Annotated in this window: 24 protein-coding genes; 10 read left to right on the top strand and 14 right to left on the bottom strand. The window is 70.2% G+C overall.

Annotated elements, in window-relative coordinates; all coding sequences use genetic code 11:
- Window positions 1–11 precede the first annotated feature (11 nt).
- Together AAFF41_RS31290 and AAFF41_RS31295 are read left to right on the top strand one after the other, a co-directional pair.
- Window positions 12–425 (top strand): YciI family protein, encoded by a 414-nt coding sequence (locus AAFF41_RS31290; RefSeq protein WP_319746391.1) that lies wholly within the window; start codon window positions 12–14, stop codon window positions 423–425.
- A gap of 87 nt (window positions 426–512) precedes the next feature.
- The gene (locus AAFF41_RS31295; RefSeq protein ID WP_060898647.1) at window positions 513–845 is read left to right on the top strand and encodes a DUF952 domain-containing protein; all 333 of its coding nucleotides are present in this window, start codon (window positions 513–515) and stop codon (window positions 843–845) included.
- Window positions 846–883: 38 nt separating this feature from the next.
- Here the strand turns inward: AAFF41_RS31295 and AAFF41_RS31300 are convergent, their stop codons facing one another.
- From AAFF41_RS31300 to AAFF41_RS31320, 5 genes are all read right to left on the bottom strand, one after another.
- Window positions 884–1642 (bottom strand): VOC family protein, encoded by a 759-nt coding sequence (locus tag AAFF41_RS31300; RefSeq protein ID WP_343324980.1) that lies wholly within the window; start codon window positions 1640–1642, stop codon window positions 884–886.
- Between the two features lie 20 nt (window positions 1643–1662).
- On the bottom strand, window positions 1663–2517 hold the full coding sequence (locus AAFF41_RS31305) for an ATP-grasp domain-containing protein (RefSeq protein ID WP_319746384.1): 855 nt from the start codon (window positions 2515–2517) through the stop codon (window positions 1663–1665).
- Window positions 2518–2630: 113 nt separating this feature from the next.
- Window positions 2631–3047, bottom strand: coding sequence for a VOC family protein (locus AAFF41_RS31310; RefSeq protein ID WP_054228118.1), 417 nt, complete (start codon window positions 3045–3047; stop codon window positions 2631–2633).
- Between the two features lie 88 nt (window positions 3048–3135).
- Window positions 3136–3561, bottom strand: coding sequence for a helix-turn-helix transcriptional regulator (locus AAFF41_RS31315; protein WP_054228117.1), 426 nt, complete (start codon window positions 3559–3561; stop codon window positions 3136–3138).
- 40 nt (window positions 3562–3601) lie between these two features.
- A complete protein-coding gene (locus AAFF41_RS31320; RefSeq protein WP_319746381.1) occupies window positions 3602–4495 on the bottom strand; it encodes a helix-turn-helix transcriptional regulator in 894 nt (297 codons plus the stop codon).
- 147 nt (window positions 4496–4642) lie between these two features.
- On the opposite strand from AAFF41_RS31320, the gene AAFF41_RS31325 reads away from it, so the two are divergent.
- On the top strand, window positions 4643–5596 hold the full coding sequence (locus tag AAFF41_RS31325; protein ID WP_343324981.1) for an NAD(P)-dependent alcohol dehydrogenase: 954 nt from the start codon (window positions 4643–4645) through the stop codon (window positions 5594–5596).
- Between the two features lie 226 nt (window positions 5597–5822).
- Here the strand turns inward: AAFF41_RS31325 and sodN are convergent, their stop codons facing one another.
- Window positions 5823–6218, bottom strand: a complete 396-nt coding sequence (gene sodN / locus AAFF41_RS31330; protein WP_020136639.1) for a superoxide dismutase, Ni — start codon at window positions 6216–6218, stop codon at window positions 5823–5825.
- 144 nt (window positions 6219–6362) lie between these two features.
- Here sodN and sodX point away from each other — a divergent pair, with 144 nt between their 5' ends.
- Entirely contained in the window at window positions 6363–6797 is a 435-nt protein-coding gene (sodX, locus tag AAFF41_RS31335) for a nickel-type superoxide dismutase maturation protease (protein WP_054228272.1), read from the top strand.
- On the opposite strand, the gene AAFF41_RS31340 is transcribed toward sodX, so the two are convergent.
- Entirely contained in the window at window positions 6701–7330 is a 630-nt protein-coding gene (locus AAFF41_RS31340) for a CGNR zinc finger domain-containing protein (RefSeq protein ID WP_319746375.1), read from the bottom strand. The two genes, sodX and AAFF41_RS31340, sit on opposite strands and share 97 nt — an antisense overlap.
- Window positions 7331–7440: 110 nt before the next feature.
- Between AAFF41_RS31340 and AAFF41_RS31345 the strand changes: the two genes are divergently transcribed.
- A complete protein-coding gene (locus AAFF41_RS31345) occupies window positions 7441–8229 on the top strand; it encodes a class I SAM-dependent methyltransferase (RefSeq protein ID WP_319746372.1) in 789 nt (262 codons plus the stop codon).
- 98 nt (window positions 8230–8327) lie between these two features.
- On the opposite strand, the gene AAFF41_RS31350 is transcribed toward AAFF41_RS31345, so the two are convergent.
- From AAFF41_RS31350 to AAFF41_RS31360, 3 genes are read right to left on the bottom strand one after another with little or no spacing between them, the layout of a single operon-like run.
- On the bottom strand, window positions 8328–9122 hold the full coding sequence (locus AAFF41_RS31350) for an amino acid ABC transporter ATP-binding protein (protein WP_319746369.1): 795 nt from the start codon (window positions 9120–9122) through the stop codon (window positions 8328–8330).
- Window positions 9119–10057, bottom strand: coding sequence for an amino acid ABC transporter permease (locus AAFF41_RS31355; protein WP_343324982.1), 939 nt, complete (start codon window positions 10055–10057; stop codon window positions 9119–9121). Before AAFF41_RS31355 ends, AAFF41_RS31350 begins: the two co-directional genes overlap by 4 nt.
- 38 nt (window positions 10058–10095) lie before the next feature.
- A complete protein-coding gene (locus tag AAFF41_RS31360; RefSeq protein ID WP_319746364.1) occupies window positions 10096–11052 on the bottom strand; it encodes an ABC transporter substrate-binding protein in 957 nt (318 codons plus the stop codon).
- A 543-nt stretch (window positions 11053–11595) separates the two neighbouring features.
- Between AAFF41_RS31360 and AAFF41_RS31365 the strand changes: the two genes are divergently transcribed.
- From AAFF41_RS31365 to AAFF41_RS31380, 4 genes are all read left to right on the top strand, one after another.
- Window positions 11596–12870 carry an NAD(P)-dependent malic enzyme gene (locus AAFF41_RS31365; protein WP_054228111.1) on the top strand — a complete coding sequence of 425 codons (1275 nt, stop codon included), beginning with the start codon at window positions 11596–11598 and terminating at the stop codon, window positions 12868–12870.
- 370 nt (window positions 12871–13240) lie between these two features.
- A complete protein-coding gene (locus tag AAFF41_RS31370) occupies window positions 13241–14206 on the top strand; it encodes a zinc-binding dehydrogenase (protein WP_319746361.1) in 966 nt (321 codons plus the stop codon).
- Window positions 14207–14350: 144 nt separating this feature from the next.
- Window positions 14351–14560, top strand: a complete 210-nt coding sequence (locus tag AAFF41_RS31375) for a helix-turn-helix domain-containing protein (protein WP_010984411.1) — start codon at window positions 14351–14353, stop codon at window positions 14558–14560.
- Window positions 14560–15126 (top strand): Clp protease N-terminal domain-containing protein, encoded by a 567-nt coding sequence (locus AAFF41_RS31380; RefSeq protein WP_343324983.1) that lies wholly within the window; start codon window positions 14560–14562, stop codon window positions 15124–15126. Before AAFF41_RS31375 ends, AAFF41_RS31380 begins: the two co-directional genes overlap by 1 nt.
- A gap of 104 nt (window positions 15127–15230) precedes the next feature.
- Here AAFF41_RS31380 and AAFF41_RS31385 read toward each other — a convergent pair whose 3' ends face one another.
- Window positions 15231–16289 (bottom strand): PadR family transcriptional regulator, encoded by a 1059-nt coding sequence (locus AAFF41_RS31385; RefSeq protein WP_343324984.1) that lies wholly within the window; start codon window positions 16287–16289, stop codon window positions 15231–15233.
- 1 nt (window position 16290) lies between these two features.
- Window positions 16291–17166, bottom strand: coding sequence for a DUF4097 family beta strand repeat-containing protein (locus AAFF41_RS31390; protein WP_343324985.1), 876 nt, complete (start codon window positions 17164–17166; stop codon window positions 16291–16293).
- Window positions 17167–17399: 233 nt separating this feature from the next.
- Between AAFF41_RS31390 and AAFF41_RS31395 the strand changes: the two genes are divergently transcribed.
- Window positions 17400–18227: a hypothetical protein gene (locus AAFF41_RS31395; RefSeq protein WP_343324986.1), complete on the top strand. Its 828-nt coding sequence runs from the start codon at window positions 17400–17402 to the stop codon at window positions 18225–18227.
- 27 nt (window positions 18228–18254) lie between these two features.
- Here AAFF41_RS31395 and AAFF41_RS31400 read toward each other — a convergent pair whose 3' ends face one another.
- Window positions 18255–18437: a DUF6104 family protein gene (locus AAFF41_RS31400; protein WP_005312030.1), complete on the bottom strand. Its 183-nt coding sequence runs from the start codon at window positions 18435–18437 to the stop codon at window positions 18255–18257.
- A 177-nt stretch (window positions 18438–18614) separates the two neighbouring features.
- A complete protein-coding gene (locus AAFF41_RS31405; protein WP_343324987.1) occupies window positions 18615–22442 on the bottom strand; it encodes a multifunctional oxoglutarate decarboxylase/oxoglutarate dehydrogenase thiamine pyrophosphate-binding subunit/dihydrolipoyllysine-residue succinyltransferase subunit in 3828 nt (1275 codons plus the stop codon).
- Window positions 22443–22671 lie beyond the last annotated feature (229 nt).

The raw sequence follows: 22671 nt of genomic DNA on the forward strand, positions 1-22671 counted from the left end.
GAAGCCGACTCATGAAGTACCTGGTGATGGTGCAGGGCACGCCGACGGGCTACGAGGGCACGCGGGGCAAGGGCTCCGCGCACGCCCCGGCCTGGAGCGAGCAGGAGCTGCAGGCGATGTACGCGTACATGGGCGCGATCAACGACGACCTCTCGAAGTCCGGTCAGCTCGTCGACGGGCAGGGGCTGGCCGAACCGGCACAGACCCGCCTGGTCACGGCCGGGCAGGACGGGAAGGCCGGCATCTCCGACGGGCCGTACGGCGAGACCAAGGAGCTGATCGCCGGCTACTGGGTCCTGGAGTGCGCGAGTCTGGAGCGGGTCACCGAGATCGCCGAGCGCGTCACCCGCTGCCCAGGACCCGAGGGCGCCACGAACGACCCGGTGGTCATCCGCCCCGTCCTGGACGGCGCCGGAGACATCTGAGCGGGACGCGCCCGCGGGACTCTCGGGCTCCCCGAGCGGCGCTACTCGAAGCCGCGGGCGGCCCGGCCGAGGCCGTAGCGTGTGGGCATGTCCGAACCCTTGTTGCACCTCACCGAGCGCTCCCTGTGGGACGCGGCGCGCGCGTCCGGCGCGTACGAGATGTCCACCCGTGGCCGCACCCTCCAGGAGGAGGGCTTCATCCACTGCTCGCTACGGCACCAGGTCCCCGGGGTCGCCTCCTTCCTGTACGGCGGGTACGACGGCCCCGACGAGCTGGTGCTCCTGGTCATCGATCCCGAACGGTTGGACGTGCCGGTGCGCTACGAGGCGGTCAAGCCCGGGGGCGAGGAGTTCCCGCACATCTATGGGCCGATTCCGGTGGCGGCCGTGGTGGACGTGGAGGTGTGGGAGTCCGCGTAGGGTCGTCCGCGGCCGTCCGCTTCGGGCCGTTCTCCGGATCAGGCCGGGGCCGGGAGGCTGCCCGTCGCCGGGTCCCGGCCGGTCAGGCAGTACGTGCCGCCGACCGGGTCGCGCATGACGGTCCAGCGGGCGCCGTGGCCGAGGAGCACGGCACCGAGCCGCTCGTGGTGGGCGCGTACCGCCTCGATGTCCGAGCAGGCGATGTCGAGGTGGGCGGCGGCGGGGCGGGCGGTGTCGAGGCGTTGCAGGAGGATGCGGAAGGGGAGCCCGGCGGGTGGCCTGAGCAGGTGGAACTCCGGGAGCGCGCCGGGGTGCGACTCCCATCCGGTCAGGGCGCTCCAGAAGGCGACTTCGGCCTCGAAGCGAGTGGGCGCCACGTCCAGGCACACCTGGTCGAGGCGGCTGGTGGTGCCGGTGGGGCCCGGGACGACCGGAGGCCGCGCCGACTCGCCGTGCCAGCGGACCGCGCAGAACGGCTGACCACCGGGGGAGCGCAGGACGACCAGGTCCTCTTCGGTGGTGACGATCTCGGCGCCGAGCCGCCGGGCCGACTCCGCCAGCGCCGGTACGTCCTCGACGGCGAGGTCGAGATGGGCGCCGCCCTCGCCCGCGTCGACGCCCTGCGCCTTGACGCAGGCGTCGGTGCCGTCGGGCAGCAGGGTCACGAACTCGCCCTGCTCACCGCGCGGTTCGGACAGCTTCGTCGCCGTGACCGCGGTCCAGAAGCCGCAGGCGCGACCGAAGTCCTTCATGGGCCGGTCGACGAAGGCGTAGGTCCATCGAATGGGGTCAGCCATGGGCCGTTTCCCGCTCCCTCTCAGACGCCGTGTGCGGCTCGTACCGTCTCCTGTCCGATCAGCCCGCGCAACGATGTTTTCACCCGTGAGACGAAGGTGTCCCGCGCGTCGGGGGAGAGGACGTCCAGGGACAGGTACGGGTTCAGGTCCTCCAGCTCCACGAGGAGCAGTTCGCCGTCGGGGGCCCGGCAGGCGTCGACGCGCTGGATGCCGTACGCGATGTCGTTCCAGTCGACGAACCGCTGCGCGAACTCCCGGTCCCGCTCGGTCGGCTCGTACGGTTCCAGGGCCCAGCGCTCCTCCGGGCGGGGGGCGTACAGGGCGTACTGGAAGGTGTGGTCGACGAAGTAGAAGGACACCTCGTAGCGGAAGTCGATGCGTGGCTGGACGAGGATGTTGCCGTACGGCAGTTCGGGCAGCCGGTCGCGCGGTACGAACTCCAGGCCGATGGAATCCGCTCCCAGCTTGGGCTTCACGACGTAGGTGTCGACGTCCGGAAGCCGGTCGAGGTCGTCCGCGCGGTCGATGGTCGGGATGACCGGGAACCCCGCCGCGGTGAGGTCCAGCAGGTACCCCTTCCCCGCCATGTCGCCCTTGCCGGACAGCTGGTTGTACACGCGGACACCTTCCGTGACCGCCTGCTTCCGGAACGCGTCGTACTGCGCCTGGTAGTGCAGCACGGGCCCGCTGTTCCGCACGACCACGGCGTCGAAGCCGGTCATCAGCGCGGCCGCGTCCAGGGGGTGGCACACGGCCAGGTCGAACTCCTCACGCAGCCGGGAGGTGAGGAAGATGTCCTCGTCGCAGTACCGCCGCCCCTTGGCCGGGTAGGCCAGGTCACTGACGTAGAGGACGCGGGGGCGCGCGGACGGCATCGATGACTCCTCGGACTGCGGGACTTCAGACGTTCCGTTCCCTGGGCGACCCGCTCCCAGGGAACAGACGGACGTAGTCTGCCTCGCGCCGGCCGAGGCGGGGGTGGCCGGGGTCAGGCATCGGGGCGCTCGGTGAAGCGCAGGAGGTTGCCCGCCGGGTCACGGAAGGCGCAGTCGCGGACGCCGTACGGCTGGTCCATCGGCTCCTGGAGGACGTCGGCGCCGGAGGCGCGGACGCGTTCGTAGAGGGCGTCGCAGTCGGCGGTGGAGAAGATGACACCGCGCAGGATGCCCTTGGCGAGGAGCTCGGCCATGGCCTGCTTGTCGGCGGGGGAGATGTCCGGGCTCGCGGCGGGGGGCTCCAGGACGATCTGGACGTCCGGCTGGAGCGGGGAGCCGACCGTCACCCAGCGCATCCCCTCGAAGGCGACGTCACCCCGGACCTCCAGACCGAGGACGTCCCGGTAGAAGGCGAGCGCTTTGTCATGGTCGTCCACGGCGATGAAGCACTGTGAGAGTTTCAGGTCCATGGCTCCACGCTAGGACCTGTCCGGCCGATCACGGCCGGTATCGACGAGGCGCCGCGGCTTTCCTCCCCCGTGATCGGCCGGACAGGTCCTAGAGCCGTGTACCCGGTTCCGCTTCCGGGTTGCGGTGGCGGGTCGGGCGGGTCAGGCGCTGGGCCACGCACGGCGGGATCGGGGCGCCGTGGTCGTGCGGCCGGGCCCGGTACGCGCTCGGGGTCTCGCCGACCAGCTCCGTGAAGCGGGAGCTGAACGAACCGAGCGACGTACAGCCCACGGCGAGGCAGACCTCCGTGACCGTCAGGTCGCCCCGCCGCAGCAGGGCCTTGGCCCGCTCTATTCGGCGGGTCATGAGATAGCTGTACGGCGTCTCCCCGTACGCCGCCCGGAAGCTCCGTTGGAAGTGCCCGGGTGACATCAGCGCGGTGCGCGCGAGCGCGGCGACGTCCAGCGGCTCCGCGTACTCGCGGTCCATCCGGTCGCGTGCCCGGCGCAGCCGGACCAGATCCTCCAGAGTCATTTCTTCAGGATGGCACGCGCCACTGACAGAGGCCGGTGGGTCAACGACGGGGAGGGGACGCCGCCGCCGGGCCGGGGGCGACCAGCAGGCCGGCGAGCAGTTGGAGACGCTCGGCGTCGGGCCCGCCCTCCTCGGCGGTGAAGGCGATGAGTACGGGGCCGGTGGCGTCCGGCATCGGGTACGCGTCCCAGTCCAGGTTCAGCTCCCCGACCAGGGGGTGCCGGACGCGCATCCGGCCGCGCGTGGTCTCCGCCACGTCATGACGCGCCCACAGGTCCGCGAACTCGTCGCTTCGGACGGCGAGTTCACCGACCAGCTCGACGGCGCGCGGATGTCCGGGCTCGGCCGCGACCTGCGTGCGCAGCATCGCGACCAGCTCGGCGACGGTGGCGGCCCGCTCCGGGCACGTCCGGTCGGCCTCCGGGTGGAGCAGCAGCGACAGCAGGTTGCGTTCGCTCCGCGGGCGTTGGGTGAACTCGCCGAGCAGGGCACCGGCGAGCGGGTTCCACGCCAGTACGTCCAGGAAGCGGCCGACGACCACGGAGGGCGAGGTCATCGTACGCAGCAGCCGCAGGGTGGTGGGCGGTACCTCCTCGGGCGCGTGGTGGCGCGGGCGCTTCGCGGGCGTGCGCACGGCGGCGGCGAGGCTGTGCAGATGCCGGGTCTCCTCGGCGGTGAAGTTGAGGGCGCGCGCGAGGGCGTCGAGGACCTGCTCGGAGGGGCGTACGTCGCGGCCCTGCTCCATGCGCTGGTAGTAGTCCGAACTGACCCCGGCCAGCAGGGCCAGTTCCTCGCGCCGCAGCCCGGCGACGCGCCGCCGCGGACCGGGTTCCAGACCGACGTCCTGCGGCCGCAGCCGGGTGCGGCGAGTCCGGAGGAACTCCCCGAGCTCGTGTCGGGGATCGTCGCTCACCGCGACGGGTTCGTCGGTCACGGCTTCAGTATCCCCGCGGCGCGGCCCGCGAGGGTGGGTCTGCCGGACCCAGGAAAGCCGAACCGGGGAAAAGGCGAACGACCGTGATGCCGCGGCCCGCTACCAGGATCTGCACCGCAACAGCCGACCGCGGAAGGGAACAGCGCCATGAAGGCCGCTCAGATCACGAGTTACGGCGACGCGGTGGACGTGCTGCGGATCAACGACGTCGACCGGCCCGTCCCCGGCGCGGGTGACGTACTGGTCCGCGTCGAGGCGTCCAGCGTGAACGGCCACGACGTGATCGTCCGTTCCGGGGAGATGAAGATCGTCTCGGGGCGCCGGTTCCCGCTCGGCACAGGGCTGGACTTCGCCGGCGTCGTCACCGGATCCGGCACCGGCGTCGAGGGCCTGCGGGTCGGGGACCGGGTGTGGGGCACGGTTCACCCCCGGCAGCGACACACCATCGGCGGGGCGGCCGAGTACGTCGTCGTCCCCGCGGACCGGCTCGCGCCCGCCCCGGCGGCACTCTCCGCGGCCGAAGCGGCCTCCCTGGCCGTCGCCGGTGCGACGGCGCTGATCGCGGTGCGGGACACCGTACGCCTCGCGCCCGGAGAGAAGGTGCTGGTCCGTGGCGCGGCGGGCGGCGTCGGCACGGCCGCCGTCCAACTCGCCCACGCCCTGGGCTGCCACGTGACCGCGCTGGCCCGCGCCCGTCACGCCCCCGCCCTCACCGACCTCGGCGCCGACGAGGTCCTCGACCACGGCTCCACCACCTCGGACCGGATCGGCCCCTTCGACGTCGTCGTCGACACGGTCGGTACGGAACTGAACTGCTACCGGAGCCGGTTGGCCAAGGGCGGCCGGATGGTCACCGTCGGGCTGTCGGCCCCCGCCCTGGCCGCGATCGCGGCGTCCAGCGTGTACGGCGCCCGTCGCGTCCGCACCTTCAGCGCCAACCCCGACGCCACCGTGCTGCGCGCCCTGGCCGACCACGTCACCTCGGGAGCGCTGCGCCCGGTGGTGAACAGCGTGTACCCACTCGCGGACATCGCCGCGGCGCACCAGGCCTTCGAACGCGGCGGCGTCGTCGGCAAGCACGTGGTCGCCGTGTCCGAATGACGTCGGACGAACGAAGCCCCGACGAAGGCCCAACGGCCCCGACGAAGGAGCAACGAAGCCCCGACGAAGGACGAACGAGACGCCGGCGGAAGAAGTCCGGCGAAAGAAGACCGCACCCGGACCGTCAGGGACGCCGAGTTCGGCGTCCCGCGGGCCGGGTGCGGGCAGAGCGACCGTGCGACCTGAGAAACCGAACAGGTCGCGGGTCGAGCCGTATGACCAAAGGTCAGGCCTTCTTGGTCTCCCAGAAGATCTTGTCGATCTGGGCGATGTAGTCCAGCGCCTTCTGGCCCGTGGCCGGGTCCGTGGACGCCTTGGCGGCCGAGAGGGCCTTCAGGGTGTCGTTGACCAGCTGGTGCAGCTCCGGGTACTTCTCGAAGTGCGGGGGCTTGAAGTAGTCGCTCCAGAGCACCGACACGTGGTGCTTGGCGAGCTCGGCGCGCTGCTCCTTGATGACCGTGGCGCGAGCCTGGAAGTGCGGGTCGTCGTTTGCGGCCATCTTTTCCTGGACGGCCTTCACCGACTCCGCCTCGATGCGGGCCTGGGCCGGGTCGTACACGCCGCAGGGCAGGTCGCAGTGCGCGCTGACCTTGACCTTGGGGGCAAACAGGCGGGAGAGCATTGAGCTGTCCTTCCTCGTGATCGTCTTCTCAGGTGGGACATTACTCCGTAGGAGACGTCTTTTCTCGAGTGCCCCCATGGGCTTAGGACAAAAGTCCAGGGTGAGACTGGGACTGGTGGAGGATGGACCGGGGAGGTGCCGGTGATGCCGGAGCTGTCGCAGGAGACCGAGCGTGGGAGGGCCGTGCTGCCGTTCGGGGCGGCCGAGGTGACGGGGCCCTCCATGGTGCCCACGCTCCAGCACGGGGATCGGCTCGTCGTGCAGTACGGGGCCCGGGTCGGGCCCGGTGACGTGGTCGTTCTGCGCCATCCGTTCCAGCAGGACCTGCTGGTCGTGAAGCGGATCGCGGAGCGGCGCGAGGGGGGCTGGTGGGTGCTCGGGGACAACGCCTACGCGGGTGGGGACAGCACCGACTACGGGACCGTGCCCGAGGACCTCGTCCTCGGGAAGGTGCGTTTCCGCTACCGGCCCCACCTCCCGGGTCAGCGCTCGCCGCTCGCGGTCGTCCGCTGGGCGCTCGGCGCCGCCAGGCCGGTGCTCTCCGACCGGTCGGCCTCCAGGCGTTTGCGGGCCCGGTAGGCGGCCACGTTGGCGCGCGTCGCGCAGCGGTCCGAGCAGTAGCGCCGGGAGCGGTTCGTCGACGTGTCCAGGTACGCGTTGCGGCAGGGGGCCGCCTCGCAGAGGCCGAGGCGGTCCACGCCGTACGCGGTGAGGTGGAAGGCGAGTCCCATGGCGGCGATCGCCGCGTAGCCCGCGGTCGCGTTCGACGGGTGGTCCGCCAGGTGCATGTGCCACAGCGGGCGCCCGTCGTCGTCCCGGTGGTCGTGCCCGGAGATCTGCGGGCTGACGGGGAACTCCAGGAGGAGTGAGTTCAGCAGGTCCACGGACAGGGTCTCGTCGCCGCCGTCGGCCGCCTCGAAGACGGCGCGCAGCCGGGCGCGGACCGACCGGAAGCGGGTGACGTCCGCGTCCGTGGCGCGGCGGGCCGCGGAGGAGTTCCCTCCGAAGAGGTCCCGGACCGCCTCGACCGAGGTGAGCGAATCCTTGCCCCGGGTCGGCTCCTCGGTGTTGACGAGGCGTACCGCGTAATCCGAGTAATAGGCCAGTTCCACTTGTAGTCCTTACGGAGGCGCTCTATCGTCGTGCGTGCGGTCAGGTAACGGCTGATTGCACTTCCAGGGTATTACGCGGGCGAGTGAGGACGAACGGAGAAGAGGCTTCCATGACCGTCGGCACCGGAATCGACAGCGACGAGACCCATGGCAACGGCACCGACTGGCACGCCTGGCAGGAGAGCTGGGACCGGCAACAGGAGTGGTACATGCCGGACCGCGAGGAGCGCTTCCGGGTGATGCTCGACATGGTCGAGGCCCTGTGCGGCCCGGAGCCGCGCGTCCTCGACCTGGCCTGCGGCACCGGCACCATCACGGCCCGGCTCCTCGACCGCTTCCCGAAGGCCACCAGCACCGGCGTCGACCTCGACCCGGCGCTGCTCACCATCGCCGAGGGCACCTTCGCGGGCGACGCGAGGGTCTCCTTCGTCACGGCCGACCTCAAGGACCCGCACTGGGCGACCCGGCTGCCGTACGACTCGTACGACGCCGTCCTGACCGCCACCGCCCTCCACTGGCTGCACAGCGAACCCCTCGCGGTCCTCTACGGCCAGGTCGCCCAGCTCGTCCGCGACGGCGGCGTCTTCATGAACGCCGACCACATGATCGACGAGTCCACGCCCCGGATCAACGAGGCCGAGCGCGCCCAGCGGCACGCCCGGATGGACCAGGCCAGGGCGCGCGGGGTGCTCGACTGGGCCGCCTGGTGGGAGCTGGCGGCCCAGGACCCCGCCCTCGCCGCGCCGACCGCCCGCCGCTTCGAGATCTACGGGGAGCACGCCGACGGCGACATGCCGTCCGTCGACTGGCACACGCGCGTGCTGCGCGAAAGGGGCTTCGGGGAGGCGCGGGCGGTGTGGCGGTCGCCGTCCGACGCGCTGGTGCTGGCAGTGAAGTAAGCAGGCCGCGGGGGTCCGGACGAGGAGTCCGGGCCCGGACCGGACGAAGAAGGGGCGGTACGGGAATCCCGTACCGCCCCTTCACGCTTGTCCGTGGCTCAGAGCACCTTGGACAGGAACGACTGCGTCCGCTCGTGCTGCGGGTTCGTCAGTACGTCACGCGGGTGGCCGGACTCGACCACCACACCGCCGTCCATGAAGACCAGCGAGTCGCCCACCTCGCGGGCGAAGCCCATCTCGTGGGTGACGACGATCATCGTCATGCCGGACTCGGCGAGGTCGCGCATGACGTCGAGGACGTCACCGACCAGTTCCGGGTCGAGCGCCGAGGTCGGCTCGTCGAAGAGCATCAGCTTCGGGTCCATCGCCAGCGCGCGGGCGATGGCGACACGCTGCTGCTGACCGCCGGAGAGCTGCGAAGGGTAGCTGGCCGCCTTGTCGGCCAGGCCGACGCGCTCCAGGAGCTGCTCCGCACGCGCCCGGGCCTGGGTCCTGCTGATGCCCTTGACCTGGACCGGGGCCTCCATGACGTTCTCGAGCGCCGTCATGTGCGGGAACAGGTTGAAGCGCTGGAAGACCATGCCGATGTCCCGGCGCTTCAGCGCGACCTCGTTGTCCTTGAGCTCGTACAGCTTGTCGCCCTTCTGGCGGTAGCCGACCAGCTCCCCGTCGACGTACAGCCGGCCGGCGTTGATCTTCTCCAGGTGGTTGATGCACCTCAGGAAGGTCGACTTGCCGGAGCCGGAGGGGCCGATGAGGCAGAAGACCTCGCCGGGCCTGACCTCCAGGTCGATGCCCTTGAGGACCTCGACCGCGCCGAAGGACTTGTGGACGCCTTCGGACTTCACCATCGGCGTACCGGAAATGTCTTTGCCGGTTTCCTTCTCGGTCATGCCGTCGCCCCCTTCCGGCTCGACAGGGACGTCACATTGGCCTTGATCTTCTGCCACGGGGTGGGCGGCAGCTGACGGCTCGAACCGCGGGCGTAGTACCGCTCGACGTAGTACTGGCCCACGCTCAGGACCGAGGTCATGATCAGGTACCAGGCGGCGGCCAGGAAGAGCATCTCCACCGGGGCGCCGGAGGTCTGTCCGATGTCCTGGGCGTACCGCAGGAGTTCGTAGTACTGCACCGCCGACACGAGGGAGGTCGTCTTGAGCATGTTGATGACCTCGTTGCCCGTGGGCGGCACGATCACGCGCATCGCCTGCGGGATGATGATCCGCCGCAGCGTCTTGCCGTGGCTCATGCCCAGCGCGTGCGCGGCCTCGGTCTGGCCCTCGTCGACCGAGAGCAGACCGGCGCGGCAGATCTCGGCCATGTACGCGGCCTCGTTCAGGCCCAGGCCCAGCAGCGCCGTCAGGAACGGCGTCATGAAGCTGGACCAGTAGTCCTTGTAGATCGGCCCGAGGTTGATGTACTCGAAGACCAGACCCAGGTTGAACCAGACGAACAGCTGGACGAGGACCGGGGTGCCGCGGAAGAACCAGATGTAGAACCACGCGATGGACGAGGTCACAGGGTTCTTCGACAGGCGCATCACCGCGAGCAGGATGCCGCCGAGGATGCCGATCGCCATCGAGAGCACCGTCAGCAGCAGCGTCTGGCCGACGCCCTTGATGATGCGGTGGTCGAAGAAGTAGTCCGGCACCGCATGCCAGTTGATCTTGCCCTGGCCGAACGCGTAGATGATCGCGACGAGCACGGCGATCGCGACGACAGCCGAGAGGTAGCGTCCGTAGTGCCGGACGGGGATGGCCTTGATGGCCTCCGGCCCGGCCGGAGGAGTGCCCTCCGGCCCTGCCGTCTTGTCGATGTCAACAGTCACGGGTGTTGTTGCCTTTCAGTGCCCGCTCGCGCCCGCGGTCACTTTCCTCCGTTGACCGCGGCCGTCTTGACGGCGCCGGCCTCGACGCCCCACTTCGCTATCACCTTGTCGTACTCGCCGTTCTTGATGATCGCGTCGAGCGCGGCCTGCAGTGCGTCGCGGAGCTGCGTGTTGGACTTGGCGACCGCGATGCCGTACGGCGCCGCCTCGACCTGCTCGCCGACGAGCTCGAAGTCCTTGCCGCCGCCCGAGGTCTTCACCGCGTACGCGGCGACCGGGAAGTCCGAGGAACCGGCGTCGGCGCCACCGGCGCGCACCCGGGTCTGGGCCTGCTGGTCGTTGTCGTAGGACTCGATGGCGATCTTCTTGCCGCCCGTGCACTTCTTCGACTCGGACTTGGCGAGGTCCTCCGAGACCGTGCCGCGCTGCACCGCGATCTTCTTGCCACAGAGGTCGGCCCAGGTCTTGATGTTCTGGGTCTTGCCCTTGGGGGTGTAGATCGAGACACCCGCGGTGAAGTAGTCGACGAAGTCGACGCCCTCGCCGACCTTCTTGCCGGTGTCGGCGTCGACACCGTTCTGGCGGTCCGCGGTGTCCGTCATCGCGGACATCGCCATGTCGTACCGCTTGGAGCGCAGACCCGTGATCAGGGTGTCGAAGGTGCCGTTCTGGAACTCGAACTTCACTCCGAGCTGCTTGCCCATCGCGTCCGCCAGATCGGGGTCGATACCCACGGTCTTGCCGGAGCTGTCCTTGAACTCGACCGGCGCGTACGCGATGTCCGAGCCGACCTTGATGACACCCGCGTCACGGATCGACGCGGGCAGCTTCGAGGCCAGCGGAGCTGAGGCGGCGCTCGAGGAGGAGCTGTTGGAGTCCTTCTTGGTCTGGTCACCGCAGCCGGTGAGGACCAGGGCCCCGGCGACCGCGATCGCACCGACCGCTGCTATCCGGGACTGCGCGGCGGTCGAACGACGGGTGGTGCTTGCGGTCATGGTGGGTGCCTCCGGCGGATGAGGGAGTTGCCGATGGGTCGACGAGAACACACACCTTTGGGTGTCGCGACCTCGTGTGATGACGGCATCTTGCCATTCGGACTGCGCGCTTCAGGGGACTCGCTATGTCAAAATCGGATAACGGGTGATCCCCGAACCGTCGCGGACGGCTCCATCAGGGCCGGACCTTGTACGGGAATCCCTCCTTCCGGCCGGAAGATCTTCGGCGCATCTCATGATGCGGGCCGCCACGACTCCGCACTTGTAGTGTCTTGAGGTCATGTCCTGGACTTGTCCGCATATCCAGGTATGAGTCATGTCACCGGCGTGTGAGCTTCGCGGTATGGACTCGTCGCCGACCTGGTCCGTCCGGTAAGAAGGTTCTCAACACCCCTCATCCGGGGCTCAGGGCGCGTGTGCGGCGCGCCCGTCGCGTATCCGCCCGTACGCACCACCACGGCGGCAGGGTTACGCGGTGCCCGCCCACCCCTCAACCAGGAGTGGTCACCCTCAAATCAATGAAGACTTAAGGGGTAAAACAAAGTGGCAGCGGAGATCGTCAATCCTCGCAGCGACAGCAGTACGGGTCTTGAAGGCGACGTGGAGCCGGTCAATTCCGCCGGCTCCGTCGACACCGTCGGTTCCGACGGTTCCGTCGACTCCCTCGACTTCGACCCTGCCTTTGCGCTGCACCGTGGCGGCAAGATGGCCGTGCAGGCCACCGTGCCCGTCCGTGACAAGGACGACCTGTCCCTGGCGTACACGCCCGGCGTGGCGAAGGTGTGCAGCGCCATCGCCGAGCAGCCCGAGCTCGTCCACGACTACACGTGGAAGTCGTCCGTCGTCGCTGTGGTGACGGACGGTACGGCGGTGCTGGGACTCGGTGACATCGGCCCGGAGGCCTCCCTTCCCGTGATGGAGGGCAAGGCCATCCTGTTCAAGCAGTTCGGCGGGGTGGATGCCGTGCCGATCGCGCTGGACTGCACGGGCGTCGACGAGATCGTGGAGACCGTGGTCCGGCTCGCTCCCTCGTTCGGGGGCGTCAACCTGGAGGACATCTCCGCGCCGCGGTGCTTCGAGATCGAGCGCAAGCTCCAGGAGCGGCTCGACATTCCCGTCTTCCACGACGACCAGCACGGGACCGCGATCGTGACGCTGGCGGCGCTGCGGAATGCCGCGAAGCTGACCGGTCGGACGCTGGGTGATCTGCGTGCGGTGATCTCGGGGGCGGGGGCGGCCGGGGTCGCCATCGCCAAGTTCCTGCTGGAGGCGGGGATCGGTGACGTCGCGGTCGCGGACCGCAAGGGCATCGTCTCCGCGGACCGGGACGATCTGACCGACGTCAAGCGGGAGCTCGCCGGGATCACCAACAAGGCGGGGCTCACGGGGTCGCTGGAGTCGGCGCTCGCGGGTGCGGACGTCTTCATCGGCGTGTCCGGGGGTACGGTGCCGGAGCCGGCGGTGGCGTCGATGGCCGAGGGGGCCTTCGTCTTCGCCATGGCCAACCCGAATCCCGAGGTGCACCCCGAGATCGCCCACAAGTACGCGGCCGTGGTCGCCACCGGGCGGTCGGACTTCCCGAACCAGATCAACAACGTGCTGGCGTTTCCCGGGATCTTCGCGGGGGCGTTGCAGGTGCGGGCGTCCCGGATCACCGAGGGGATGAAGATCGCGGCGGCCGAGGCGTTGGCCGCGGTCGTCGGGGACGACCTTGCCGCGGACTACGTGATTCCGTCGCCGTTCGATGAGCGGGTGGCTCCTGCGGTGACCGCGGCGGTGGCCGCGGCTGCTCGGGCCGAGGGCGTTGCCCGTCGCTGACGCGGTCGCGTGATTTCAGGGCCTCGCCGGGGTGCTCCCGGCGGGGCCCTGCTTCGTGTCCCGGACTGGTCCGTACGGGGGCCCTTGTCCGCCCCTCGGCGGGCGCGCGGCAGGGGAGAGCGGGGAGCGGGGGATGGGGCGGAGCCCTACCTGAGGAGCGTGGGGAACTGCGCGATCAGCCCCCACGCGCCCGCGGCCGAGTGCGCGCGGGCGGGTGGGGAATCGGGGCGGAGCCCCGGGTGGGAGGTCGGCGGTTGCTTTCGCTTGCGGCCGGCGCGGACCGGTGTGACGTGGAGCGTGAGGGTGGCGGGACGTGTGTCACAGGGGGACGTGGTTCCGTCGGGCGGGGGCGGAGCCTATCGTCAAGGTCATGTTCGCTGCCTACGCCGCCCGCATTGACCGTGACCAGCCGCTCACCGGCCTGGAGTTGGGGGAGCGCCCGGCCCCCGAGCAGAGGCCGGGCTGGACCACCGTGAACGTCAGGGCAGCGTCCCTGAACCACCATGACCTCTGGTCCCTGCGCGGCGTCGGTCTCGCCGAGGACAAGCTGCCGATGATCCTCGGATGCGACGCGGCCGGCGTCGACGAGGACGGCAACGAAGTCGTGCTGCACTCGGTCATCGGACAGACGGGGCACGGGGTCGGCCCGAAGGAGCCCCGCTCCATCCTCACCGAGCGCTACCAGGGCACGTTCGCCGAACAGGTCTCCGTCCCGACGTGGAACGTCATTCCCAAGCCCAAGGAACTCTCCTTCGAGGAGGCCGCCTGTCTGCCGACCGCATGGCTGACGGCGTACCGCATGCTCTTCACCAACGCCGGAGTACGGCCCGGCGACTCCGTCCTCGTCCAGGGCGCCGGCGGCGGCGTGGCGACCGCCGCGATCGTGCTCGGCAAGGCCGCCGGTCTTCGCGTCTTCGCCACCAGTCGCGACGAGGCCAAGCGCAAGCGGGCGGTCGAGCTGGGCGCCGTGGAGGCACTGGAGTCCGGCGCACGGCTGCCGCAGCGCGTGGACGCGGTCATCGAGACGGTCGGCGCGGCCACCTGGTCGCACAGCATCAAGTCGCTGCGTCCCGGCGGCACGCTGGTCATCTCGGGCGCCACGAGCGGCGACCGCCCCTCGCACGCCGAGCTCACCCGCATCTTCTTCCTGGAACTCAAGGTCGTCGGCTCCACGATGGGCACCAAGGACGAGCTGGAGGATCTGCTCTCCTTCTGCGCCGCCACGGGTGTGCGCCCCGTCATCGACGAGGTGCTTCCGCTGGACCAGGCCCGGGAAGGGTTCGAGCGGCTGGCGGCGGGCGATCAGTTCGGGAAGATCGTTCTTACGGTGGGATGAGGGATGAGGGAAGCCTCGGCCGTTCCGGCCGAGGTGCAGTGCGGGGTGGTCGCGGCGGGCTCGGGAGGATTCGAGCCCGCCGTTTCGCGTGCCGTCTGTCAACTGGGGTTGACGCCCGCCCAGTTGTCAACTTAGATTGACAGCATGACCGAAGCAACGGATCTCGCCGAGCGTGCGGGTGATCGCGATCCGCGGATCGGACTGCGGGCGGTCTCCGCGCTGCGGAGGCTGCTGGAGCAGTTGGAAGCGGTACAGGTGCGCAGTGCGCGCAATCAGGGCTGGTCGTGGCAGGAGATCGCCGCGGAACTCGGAGTGAGCAGGCAGGCCGTGCACAAGAAATACGGGAGGCAGTGATGTTCGAGCGGTTCACGAAGGACGCCCGGGCCGTGGTCGCGGGAGCGGTCGGGCACGCCGAACGCACGGGTGCCGAGGCGGTGGACGAGGAGCACATGCTTCTCGCCCTCCTCGATCGGGAGGGCAGCCGCGGCTCGTTCGCGCTGGTCTCACTCGGGGCGGCCGGTCGTCGGGACTCCATGGAACGGTCGCTCGCCGAGGCACGCCGGCGGGGCGGGCTCTCCCGCGCCGACACGGAGGCGCTCTCCGGGCTCGGGATCGACCTCTCGGAGATTGTCTCCCGGGTGGAGGAGGCCCACGGGGTCGGGGCGCTGGGATCGGGGAACGGAGGGGGCGGCGGTCGCCGTTCCAGGCGTCGGCCGTTCGCCCCGGGGGCCAAGGACGTGCTGACGCGTTCCCTTCGTGCGGCGCTCGCCCGTCATGACCGGCACATCGGCGACGAGCATCTGCTGATGGCCCTGACTGCTCGACCCGGTGTGCCGGCGGAGGTGCTCGCCGACCACGGGGTCACCTATGAGGCGGTCACGCGCGTGCTGTACGGCGGCGGGGAGGCCAAGGCGGGGTGAGTGAGCGGTCGGCACCGGGGACTTCGCCGGGGGCTTCTCCGAGGTCCCCGGCCGGAGCCCGGGGATCCCCTCGGGGCTCGGAAAGCCCCGGGCGGCGATGGGTGTCAGCTCTTCGACGTGCGCAGCGCGGCCCCGATGTGCGCCGCAGCCGTCGACAAGTGGCGGCGGGCCGAGCGGAGTTGGTCCTCCGTCACCCCGTGGTCACGGGCGGCGTCGCGGATGTCGTCGCGGAAGCGGTCCAGGAGGCGTTCGAGGTCACGGGCCGGGTCGCCGGTGGAGTCCTCGTGGGCCCAGGAGGGTGCGTAGTCGGCAGGGAACTCCTCCGGAGTGTCCGTGTACTCGGCGTATTCGGGCTTCGCCGACCCGGTGGCCGCCGCACCCGCGCGGCCGAAGCCGAAGTCCTTGCCGAAGGTCTTTCCGAAGTCGCCGAACTCCTTGGCCAGTTCGCTCAGGCCCTCACGGACCCCGTTCGGCCAGTCGCCGCGCGCGAAGCGGTCCTGGACCTGCTCCTGGACCCGCTTGGCCATGCGCTGCATCTCCTCCTGCGCCTCCTTGGCCTGGCGCCGCGCGCGCTGCGCCTCGTCGCGGGCCCGGCGGCTCTCGTCCTTCGCGCGCCGGTTCTGCTCCTTCCACTCCTGCTTGACCCGCCGCATCTCCTCCTTGGCGACCCGCCACGATTCCTTGTCCCGGGAGTCTCCGAAGTCCCCGAACTCGCCCGCGGGACCTTCGTGTTCTCCGGTGCCGGTGCCGGTACCGGTGCCGCTCTTGCCGGTGCGCCTCGCCTCGGTGGCAGCGGCCCGCATCTCTCGGCGCAGATCGCCCGCCGCGCCCCGCACATCGGCGCGGATCTCCGCGGCGAGCTCCGCGACCGAATCGCGGATCTCCAGCTCCAGGTCGGCCAGTTCGCCGCTGCGGTCGGCCAGTTCGGCGCGGCCCGCGTCCGTGATCGCGTACACCTTGCGGCCGCCCTCGGTGGTGTGGGTGACCAGCCCTTCCGCCTCCAGCTTCGCCAGCCGGGGGTAGACGGTGCCCGCCGAGGGCGCGTACAGCCCCTGGAAGCGCTCCTCCAGGAGCCGGATCACCTCGTACCCGTGGCGGGGGGCCTCGTCCAGCAGCTTCAGCAGGTAGAGGCGCAGGCGGCCGTGGGCGAAGACGGGAGGCATGTCAGAGCACCTTCTTGTCGGTCGGGGTCTCCGGAGAAGCGGACGACCCGTCCTCGCGGGGCTCGTCCTCCGCCGTCGGCCTGCGGAGCATGGCGATGGAGCCGGAGACGGTCATCGCCTTCAACTTGCCGTTGCCCGCGCCCAGTCGGCCGGTGATCTTCTTGGCGCCCCACTGGCCGCTGACCCGGAGGTCCTCGAAGGCGCTGGAGACCGTGCCGCTGGCGGTGTTGGCCTCCACCTCGGCGTCCGCGGGGTGCGGGAGGCGGATGGCGATCTCCCCCGAGACGTTCGACAGCTGGACGTCGGTGGGGGTGCCCCTGGGATCGAGGTCCACGATCATCGAGCCGCTCACCGATTCGGCGCGCACGGAGCAGCCCGAGGCCTCGACCACGGTCAGGTCGCCGGAGACGGAGTTGAAGCGGAGGTCGCCGGAGACGGCCTGGGCCTCCAGGCTCCCGGAGACGGTCTCCACGCGGACGGGGCCGGTGATCCGCACGAGGGTCGTGTCGCCCGTGACGCCCCTGACCGCCACCCGGTTCTCCATCCCGGAGACCACGGCGGCGGCGCCGACGACGCCCACCTCGACGGAGGTGCCGGCCGGGACGGCCAACGTGACGACGGCGCTGCGGCGCCAGCCCTTGCGGTCGAGCCACTTGAGGAAGCCCTTCCAGGGCAGGTCCTCGTATGCCACCGTGAGCGTGCCGTCCTGCTGGGTCACGAGCAGTGGCGGGCCCTCCAGCTCGGAGACTTCCAGGCGGGCGGAACCCTCGTCGGTCCCCACGACGTTCACCGTTCCGTTGACGACGCGCACATGAAGTGCCGTCACGGGGTCGTCGAAGGTGAGCTTCCTCGGCTCTGCGACGGACCACTCGGACATGGTGCAGACCTCCCAACGACCCGACCAGACCGGGCGCGCGTCTGGACTCGACGTAATCTGGACTCGACGCGCCATATCGCGTCTTCCGCTATTCACGATATATCGCGGGTGCGGAAAGTCAAGGCACTCGTTTGGGGGAAGTGACGCCCTCGCTGTCGGGGCTTGCGGGTGAGTGGCGGGGACGTGGTGGGCAAAACGGGCCATTGCGGTCGCCGTCGATCTACGGTGTGCCCATGCCCACGACGCCCGACCCGTCCCAGGCCAAGGCCGCCGGCGCCCTGCTGCTCTGCCGGGCAGGGCACGAGTCCGTCGGTCTGGCCGCCCAGCTGTTGCGGGAGCGGATGCTGCTCACCGGGGCGGGACCCGGGTGGAGCGTGCTCGTTCCGGAGGGGGAGCCCTGGCTGCACGGCGCCGAGCCCGTCGACCGCGTGGTCACGGGGTGGGCCACCGCCCTGGCCGTCAGCGCTCCCTGGCCCGTACTGGCCCTGTGGTGGGACGCGGACCGCAGCGGCCTCACCCTCGCGGCGGGCTTCCGGCGCACCGTGGGCTACGAATGGCTGGCGAACGGCACCCCGGTCGGTGAGGACGAGGCGATGTGCACCTTCGCCGCGCGGCTCGGCCTCGACCCGGTCCTCGACATGCAGGCGCTCGACCCGCTGACCAGGCCGGGATCCGGGGCGGACGCCCGCGCGCGCCTGCGGGGACTGCTCGCCGTCCTCACGCGCGCGGGGGTGCTGCTGCCGGCCGGGCTCGGACCCGGGGAGCCGGCCGACCGGCTCCTCGAGGTGGCCCGGACCCAGCCAGGTGCCGAGCAGATCGAGTGGCACGGGTGGCGGGCGGCGGTCCGGGCGGAGCTGGAGGCGGTGGAAGGCGCCGGTGGGAGTTCCTGGCTGCGCGGGCGCCGGGCCCGTGTCCTCGCGACCGGGCAGCTGGCCGCCGGGCTGCCGCTCACCGTGTGGGGCGTACGGCGCCACAGCGCAGGCTGGATCGTCGCGGGGACGCTCCTGATGTTCCACGGGGCGCTCGGCCTCGCGTACGACCGGCTGCGCGCCTTCGACTGACGCCCACCCGCTCCCGACGTCGGGGGCCTACTCCTCGTCGTCCTCGTCGTCCAGCCGCGCCAGCCACGTCGCCAGCCGCTCCACGGGCACCTCGAAGTCCGGATTGAGGTCGACGAACGTACGCAGCTGCTCGGCGAGCCACTCGAAGGTGACCTCCTCCTCGCCGCGCCGCTTCTCCAGTTCCTCGATGCCACGGTCGGTGAAGTACATGGATGGTGCTCCGTCGGTGAAAGTGAAGGGGAACGCTGAGAAAAGGATAAGTGGGCGCACGGGGCGCCCGGAGGGCCTCGGACCCCGTAGCACCGCAGGAACGGTGGCACAGGGAAAGGCCCGGCCTCCGGTGTTCTCGGAAGCCGGGCCCTTCACCGGACGTGAGCGGGTCGAGGGCTACGCCTCGAACACCTCACGCACCAGCTGCTCCTGCTCGGCCTGGTGCCGCTTCGCCGAGCCCACGGCCGGGGACGAGCCGGCCGGGCGGGAGATGCGGCGCAGCCGCTCGGCGCCCGGGATGTCGGCGCCGACGGCCAGGTCCAGGTGGTCGATCAGGTTGAGGGCGATGAAGGGCCACGCGCCCTGGTTCGCCGGCTCCTCCTGGGCCCACAGGTACTTCTCGGCGTTCGGGTACTTGGCGATCTCCGCCTGGAGCTCCGCACCCGCGAGCGGGTACAGGCGCTCGATGCGGATGATCGCGGTGTCCGTGACGCCGCGCTTCTGCCGCTCGGCCTCGAGGTCGTAGTACAGCTTGCCGGCGCAGAAGACGACCTTGCGGACCGCCGCGGCCTCGACCGAGTCGTCGCCGATGACGGGGCGGAAGGCGCCCGTGGTGAACTCCTCCGTCTTCGACGCGGCGGCCTTGAGGCGCAGCATCGACTTCGGGGTGAAGACGACCAGCGGCTTGTGGTGCGGGTTGTGCACCTGCCACCGCAGGAGGTGGAAGTAGTTCGACGGGAGCGTCGGCTGGGCGACCGTCATGTTGTTCTGCGCGCACAGCTGGAGGAAGCGCTCGATGCGGGCCGAGGAGTGGTCCGGGCCCTGGCCCTCGTAGCCGTGCGGGAGGAGGAGGGTGACGCCGGACGTCTGGCCCCACTTCTGCTCCGCGGCCGAGATGTACTCGTCGACGACCGTCTGCGCGCCGTTGACGAAGTCGCCGAACTGCGCCTCCCACATCACGAGGGCGTCCGGGCGGGCCAGCGAGTAGCCGTACTCGAAGCCCATGACCGCGTACTCGGAGAGCAGGGAGTCGTAGACGTTGTAGCGGGCCTGGTCGTCGGAGAGGTACTGGAGCGGGGTGAAGTCCTCGCCCGTGACCCGGTCGATCAGGACCGCGTGGCGCTGGCCGAAGGTGCCGCGGCGGGAGTCCTGGCCCGACAGCCGGACCGGGGTGCCCTCCAGGAGGAGGGAGCCGATGGCGAGGGTCTCGCCCATGCCCCAGTCGATCGTGCCGTCCTCGATCATCGCCGCCCGGCGCTGCAGCTGCGGCAGCAGACGCGGGTGGACGGTGACGTTGTCGGGGATGTTGACCTGGGACTCGGCGATCCGCTTGACGACCTCCTGGGAGACCGCGGTCTGCACGGCCACCGGGAACTGCGCCTGCGGGTCCGAGATCTGCACCTCGGCCCCCTGCGAGACGGCCTCGCGGACCTCGGTGAACACCTTCTCCAGCTGGCCCTGGAAGTCCTGCAGCGCCTGCTCGGCCTCTTCGAGGGTGATGTCGCCGCGGCCGATCAGGGACTCGGTGTAGAGCTTGCGCACCGAGCGCTTCTTGTCGATCAGGTCGTACATCAGCGGCTGCGTGAACGCCGGGTTGTCCGACTCGTTGTGCCCGCGACGGCGGTAGCAGATGAGGTCGATCACGACGTCCTTGTTGAACGCCTGGCGGAACTCGAAGGCCAGGCGAGCGACGCGGACGACGGCCTCGGGGTCGTCGCCGTTCACGTGGAAGATCGGCGCCTCGATCATGCGGGCCACATCGGTGGCGTACATGGAGGAGCGCGAGGACTCCGGGGCGGCGGTGAAGCCGACCTGGTTGTTGATGACGATGTGGACCGTGCCGCCGGTGCGGTAGCCACGCAGCTGCGACATGTTCAGCGTCTCGGCGACCACACCCTGGCCCGCGAAGGCCGCGTCACCGTGCAGGGCGACCGGCAGGACGGTGAAGTCCGTGCCGCCCTTGTTGATGATGTCCTGCTTGGCGCGGGCGATGCCCTCGATGACCGGGTCGACCGTCTCCAGGTGGGAGGGGTTCGCGGCCAGCGAGACCTTGATCTGCTCGCCGTCGAGGCCGGTGAAGGTGCCCTCGGCGCCCAGGTGGTACTTCACGTCGCCGGAGCCGTGCATCGACTTCGGGTCGAGGTTGCCCTCGAACTCGCGGAAGATCTGCGCGTACGACTTGCCGACGATGTTGGCGAGGACGTTCAGGCGGCCGCGGTGGGCCATGCCGATGACGACCTCGTCCAGGCGGGACTCCGCGGCGCTGTCGATCACGGCGTCGAGCAGCGGGATGACGGACTCGCCGCCCTCCAGGGAGAAGCGCTTCTGGCCGACGTACTTCGTCTGCAGGAAGGTCTCGAAGGCCTCCGCCGCATTCAGGCGGCGCAGGATGCGCAGCTGCTCCTCGCGCTCCGGCTTGGAGTGCGGGCGCTCGACGCGGTCCTGGATCCACTTGCGCTGCTTCGGGTCCTGGATGTGCATGAACTCGATGCCGGTGGTGCGGCAGTACGAGTCGCGCAGCACACCGAGGATGTCGCGCAGCTTCATCATCGACTTGCCGGAGAAGCCGCCGACCGCGAACTCGCGCTCCAGGTCCCACAGGGTGAGGCCGTGCTCGGTGATGTCGAGGTCGGGGTGCTTGCGCTGGCGGTACTCCAGCGGGTCGGTGTCGGCCATGACGTGGCCGCGGACCCGGTAGGAGTGGATCAGCTCGAAGACGCGGGCGGCCTTCGTGACGTCGTCGTCGTGGCTGGCGTCGATGTCCTTGAGCCAGCGGACCGGCTCGTAGGGGATGCGCAGGGCCTCGAAGATCTCGTCGAAGAAGCCGTTCTCACCGAGGAGGAGGTTCGCGACGATCCTGAGGAACTCGCCGGAGGCGGCGCCCTGGATCACCCGGTGGTCGTAGGTCGACGTGAGCGTCATGACCTTCGAGATGCCGAGCTTGTTCAGGGTGTCCTGGGAGGTGCCCTGGAACTCCGCCGGGTAGTCCATGGAGCCGACGCCCATGATGACCGACTGGCCGGGCATCAGACGCGGGACGGAGTGGACGGTGCCGAGGCCGCCGGGGTTGGTCAGGGAGACCGTGACACCGGTGAAGTCGTCCATCGTCAGCTTGCCGTCGCGGGCGCGGCGGACGATGTCCTCGTAGGCCTGCCAGAACTCGAAGAAGTTCAGCGTCTCGGCCTTCTTGATGCCGGCGACGACGAGCTGGCGGTCGCCGTTCGGCTTCACCAGGTCGATGGCGAGACCGAAGTTGACGTGCGCGGGCTTGACGAGGGTGGGCTTCCCGTCCTTCTCCGCGTAGTGCCAGTTCATCGACGGCATGGCCTTGATGGCCTGCACCATCGCGTAGCCGATGAGGTGGGTGAAGGAGATCTTCCCGCCCCGGGCGCGCTTCAGGTGGTTGTTGATGACGATGCGGTTGTCGAAGAGCAGCTTCACCGGGACCGCGCGCACGGACGTGGCCGTGGGCAGCTCCAGGGAGGCGTTCATGTTCTTCGCGACGGCACCGGCGGGACCACGCAGCGTGACGTACTCGGGACCATCGGGGGCCTGGGTCGCGGGCTCGGCCTTCGGCTTCGCGGCGGCCGGAGCGGCCTTCACGGGGGCCGGGGCGGCGACAGCGGGCTTCGGCGCCACCGGAGCGGCGGCGGGAGCGGCGGCCTGGACGGGCGCAGGAGCGGCCTGAGCCGGGGCTGCGGGCGCCGCGGGTGCGGCCGGGGCCGCCGGAGCGGCAGGCGCGGCCTGTGGCGTCGCTGACGGGGTGGTGGTCCCTGCGGCCCCCGCGGCCGCAGTACCCGCCGAAGCCGAGGCGGCAGGAGCCCCCGGCTTGTAGTCGGCGAAGAAGTCCCACCAGGCTCGGTCTACCGAATTCGGGTCCTGGAGGTACTGCTGATAGATCTCGTCGACGAGCCATTCGTTCGCACCGAACGCGGCCGCGGGGTTCTTCCCGGCGGCTTGGTCATCGGTCGAGATGCTCGAGTTACTGGGGGACTGTGGCGACACGGCGGCAACCGCCCTCTTCCGCTTCACAAGGTGATGGACAGCGGGAATTAAGGCTACGCCCCCATGGCCGAGAAGGTCAGGCCGGGCCGGTCCAACGTCGTGTAAGTCACATCGGAAAGCGTGTTTCGGGGAAGGAAATGGCGGGAAACAAGCGGGGTTTCGGTCCGGAATGGGTACGTCGATCCAGGGTCGCGGTACGACTCACACGGCCCTGTGCCTGATCACACGT

Origin of the sequence: Streptomyces mirabilis, from assembly GCF_039503195.1 — a bacterium.
Taxonomy (GTDB): Bacteria; Actinomycetota; Actinomycetes; order Streptomycetales; family Streptomycetaceae; genus Streptomyces; species Streptomyces mirabilis_D.

What these genes read in the sequence shown, in the direction of transcription:
- AAFF41_RS31290 (WP_319746391.1), top strand. Translation starts at nt 12, where the DNA reads ATGAAGTACCTGGTGATGGTGCAGGGCACGCCGACGGGCTACGAGGGC.
- AAFF41_RS31295 (WP_060898647.1), top strand. Translation starts at nt 513, where the DNA reads ATGTCCGAACCCTTGTTGCACCTCACCGAGCGCTCCCTGTGGGACGCG.
- AAFF41_RS31300 (WP_343324980.1), bottom strand. Translation starts at nt 1,642, where the DNA reads ATGGCTGACCCCATTCGATGGACCTACGCCTTCGTCGACCGGCCCATG.
- AAFF41_RS31305 (WP_319746384.1), bottom strand. Translation starts at nt 2,517, where the DNA reads ATGCCGTCCGCGCGCCCCCGCGTCCTCTACGTCAGTGACCTGGCCTAC.
- AAFF41_RS31310 (WP_054228118.1), bottom strand. Translation starts at nt 3,047, where the DNA reads ATGGACCTGAAACTCTCACAGTGCTTCATCGCCGTGGACGACCATGAC.
- AAFF41_RS31315 (WP_054228117.1), bottom strand. Translation starts at nt 3,561, where the DNA reads ATGACTCTGGAGGATCTGGTCCGGCTGCGCCGGGCACGCGACCGGATG.
- AAFF41_RS31325 (WP_343324981.1), top strand. Translation starts at nt 4,643, where the DNA reads ATGAAGGCCGCTCAGATCACGAGTTACGGCGACGCGGTGGACGTGCTG.
- sodN (WP_020136639.1), bottom strand. Translation starts at nt 6,218, where the DNA reads ATGCTCTCCCGCCTGTTTGCCCCCAAGGTCAAGGTCAGCGCGCACTGC.
- sodX (WP_054228272.1), top strand. Translation starts at nt 6,363, where the DNA reads ATGCCGGAGCTGTCGCAGGAGACCGAGCGTGGGAGGGCCGTGCTGCCG.
- AAFF41_RS31345 (WP_319746372.1), top strand. Translation starts at nt 7,441, where the DNA reads ATGACCGTCGGCACCGGAATCGACAGCGACGAGACCCATGGCAACGGC.
- AAFF41_RS31350 (WP_319746369.1), bottom strand. Translation starts at nt 9,122, where the DNA reads ATGACCGAGAAGGAAACCGGCAAAGACATTTCCGGTACGCCGATGGTG.
- AAFF41_RS31360 (WP_319746364.1), bottom strand. Translation starts at nt 11,052, where the DNA reads ATGACCGCAAGCACCACCCGTCGTTCGACCGCCGCGCAGTCCCGGATA.
- AAFF41_RS31370 (WP_319746361.1), top strand. Translation starts at nt 13,241, where the DNA reads ATGTTCGCTGCCTACGCCGCCCGCATTGACCGTGACCAGCCGCTCACC.
- AAFF41_RS31375 (WP_010984411.1), top strand. Translation starts at nt 14,351, where the DNA reads ATGACCGAAGCAACGGATCTCGCCGAGCGTGCGGGTGATCGCGATCCG.
- AAFF41_RS31380 (WP_343324983.1), top strand. Translation starts at nt 14,560, where the DNA reads ATGTTCGAGCGGTTCACGAAGGACGCCCGGGCCGTGGTCGCGGGAGCG.
- AAFF41_RS31385 (WP_343324984.1), bottom strand. Translation starts at nt 16,289, where the DNA reads ATGCCTCCCGTCTTCGCCCACGGCCGCCTGCGCCTCTACCTGCTGAAG.
- AAFF41_RS31390 (WP_343324985.1), bottom strand. Translation starts at nt 17,166, where the DNA reads ATGTCCGAGTGGTCCGTCGCAGAGCCGAGGAAGCTCACCTTCGACGAC.
- AAFF41_RS31395 (WP_343324986.1), top strand. Translation starts at nt 17,400, where the DNA reads ATGCCCACGACGCCCGACCCGTCCCAGGCCAAGGCCGCCGGCGCCCTG.
- AAFF41_RS31400 (WP_005312030.1), bottom strand. Translation starts at nt 18,437, where the DNA reads ATGTACTTCACCGACCGTGGCATCGAGGAACTGGAGAAGCGGCGCGGC.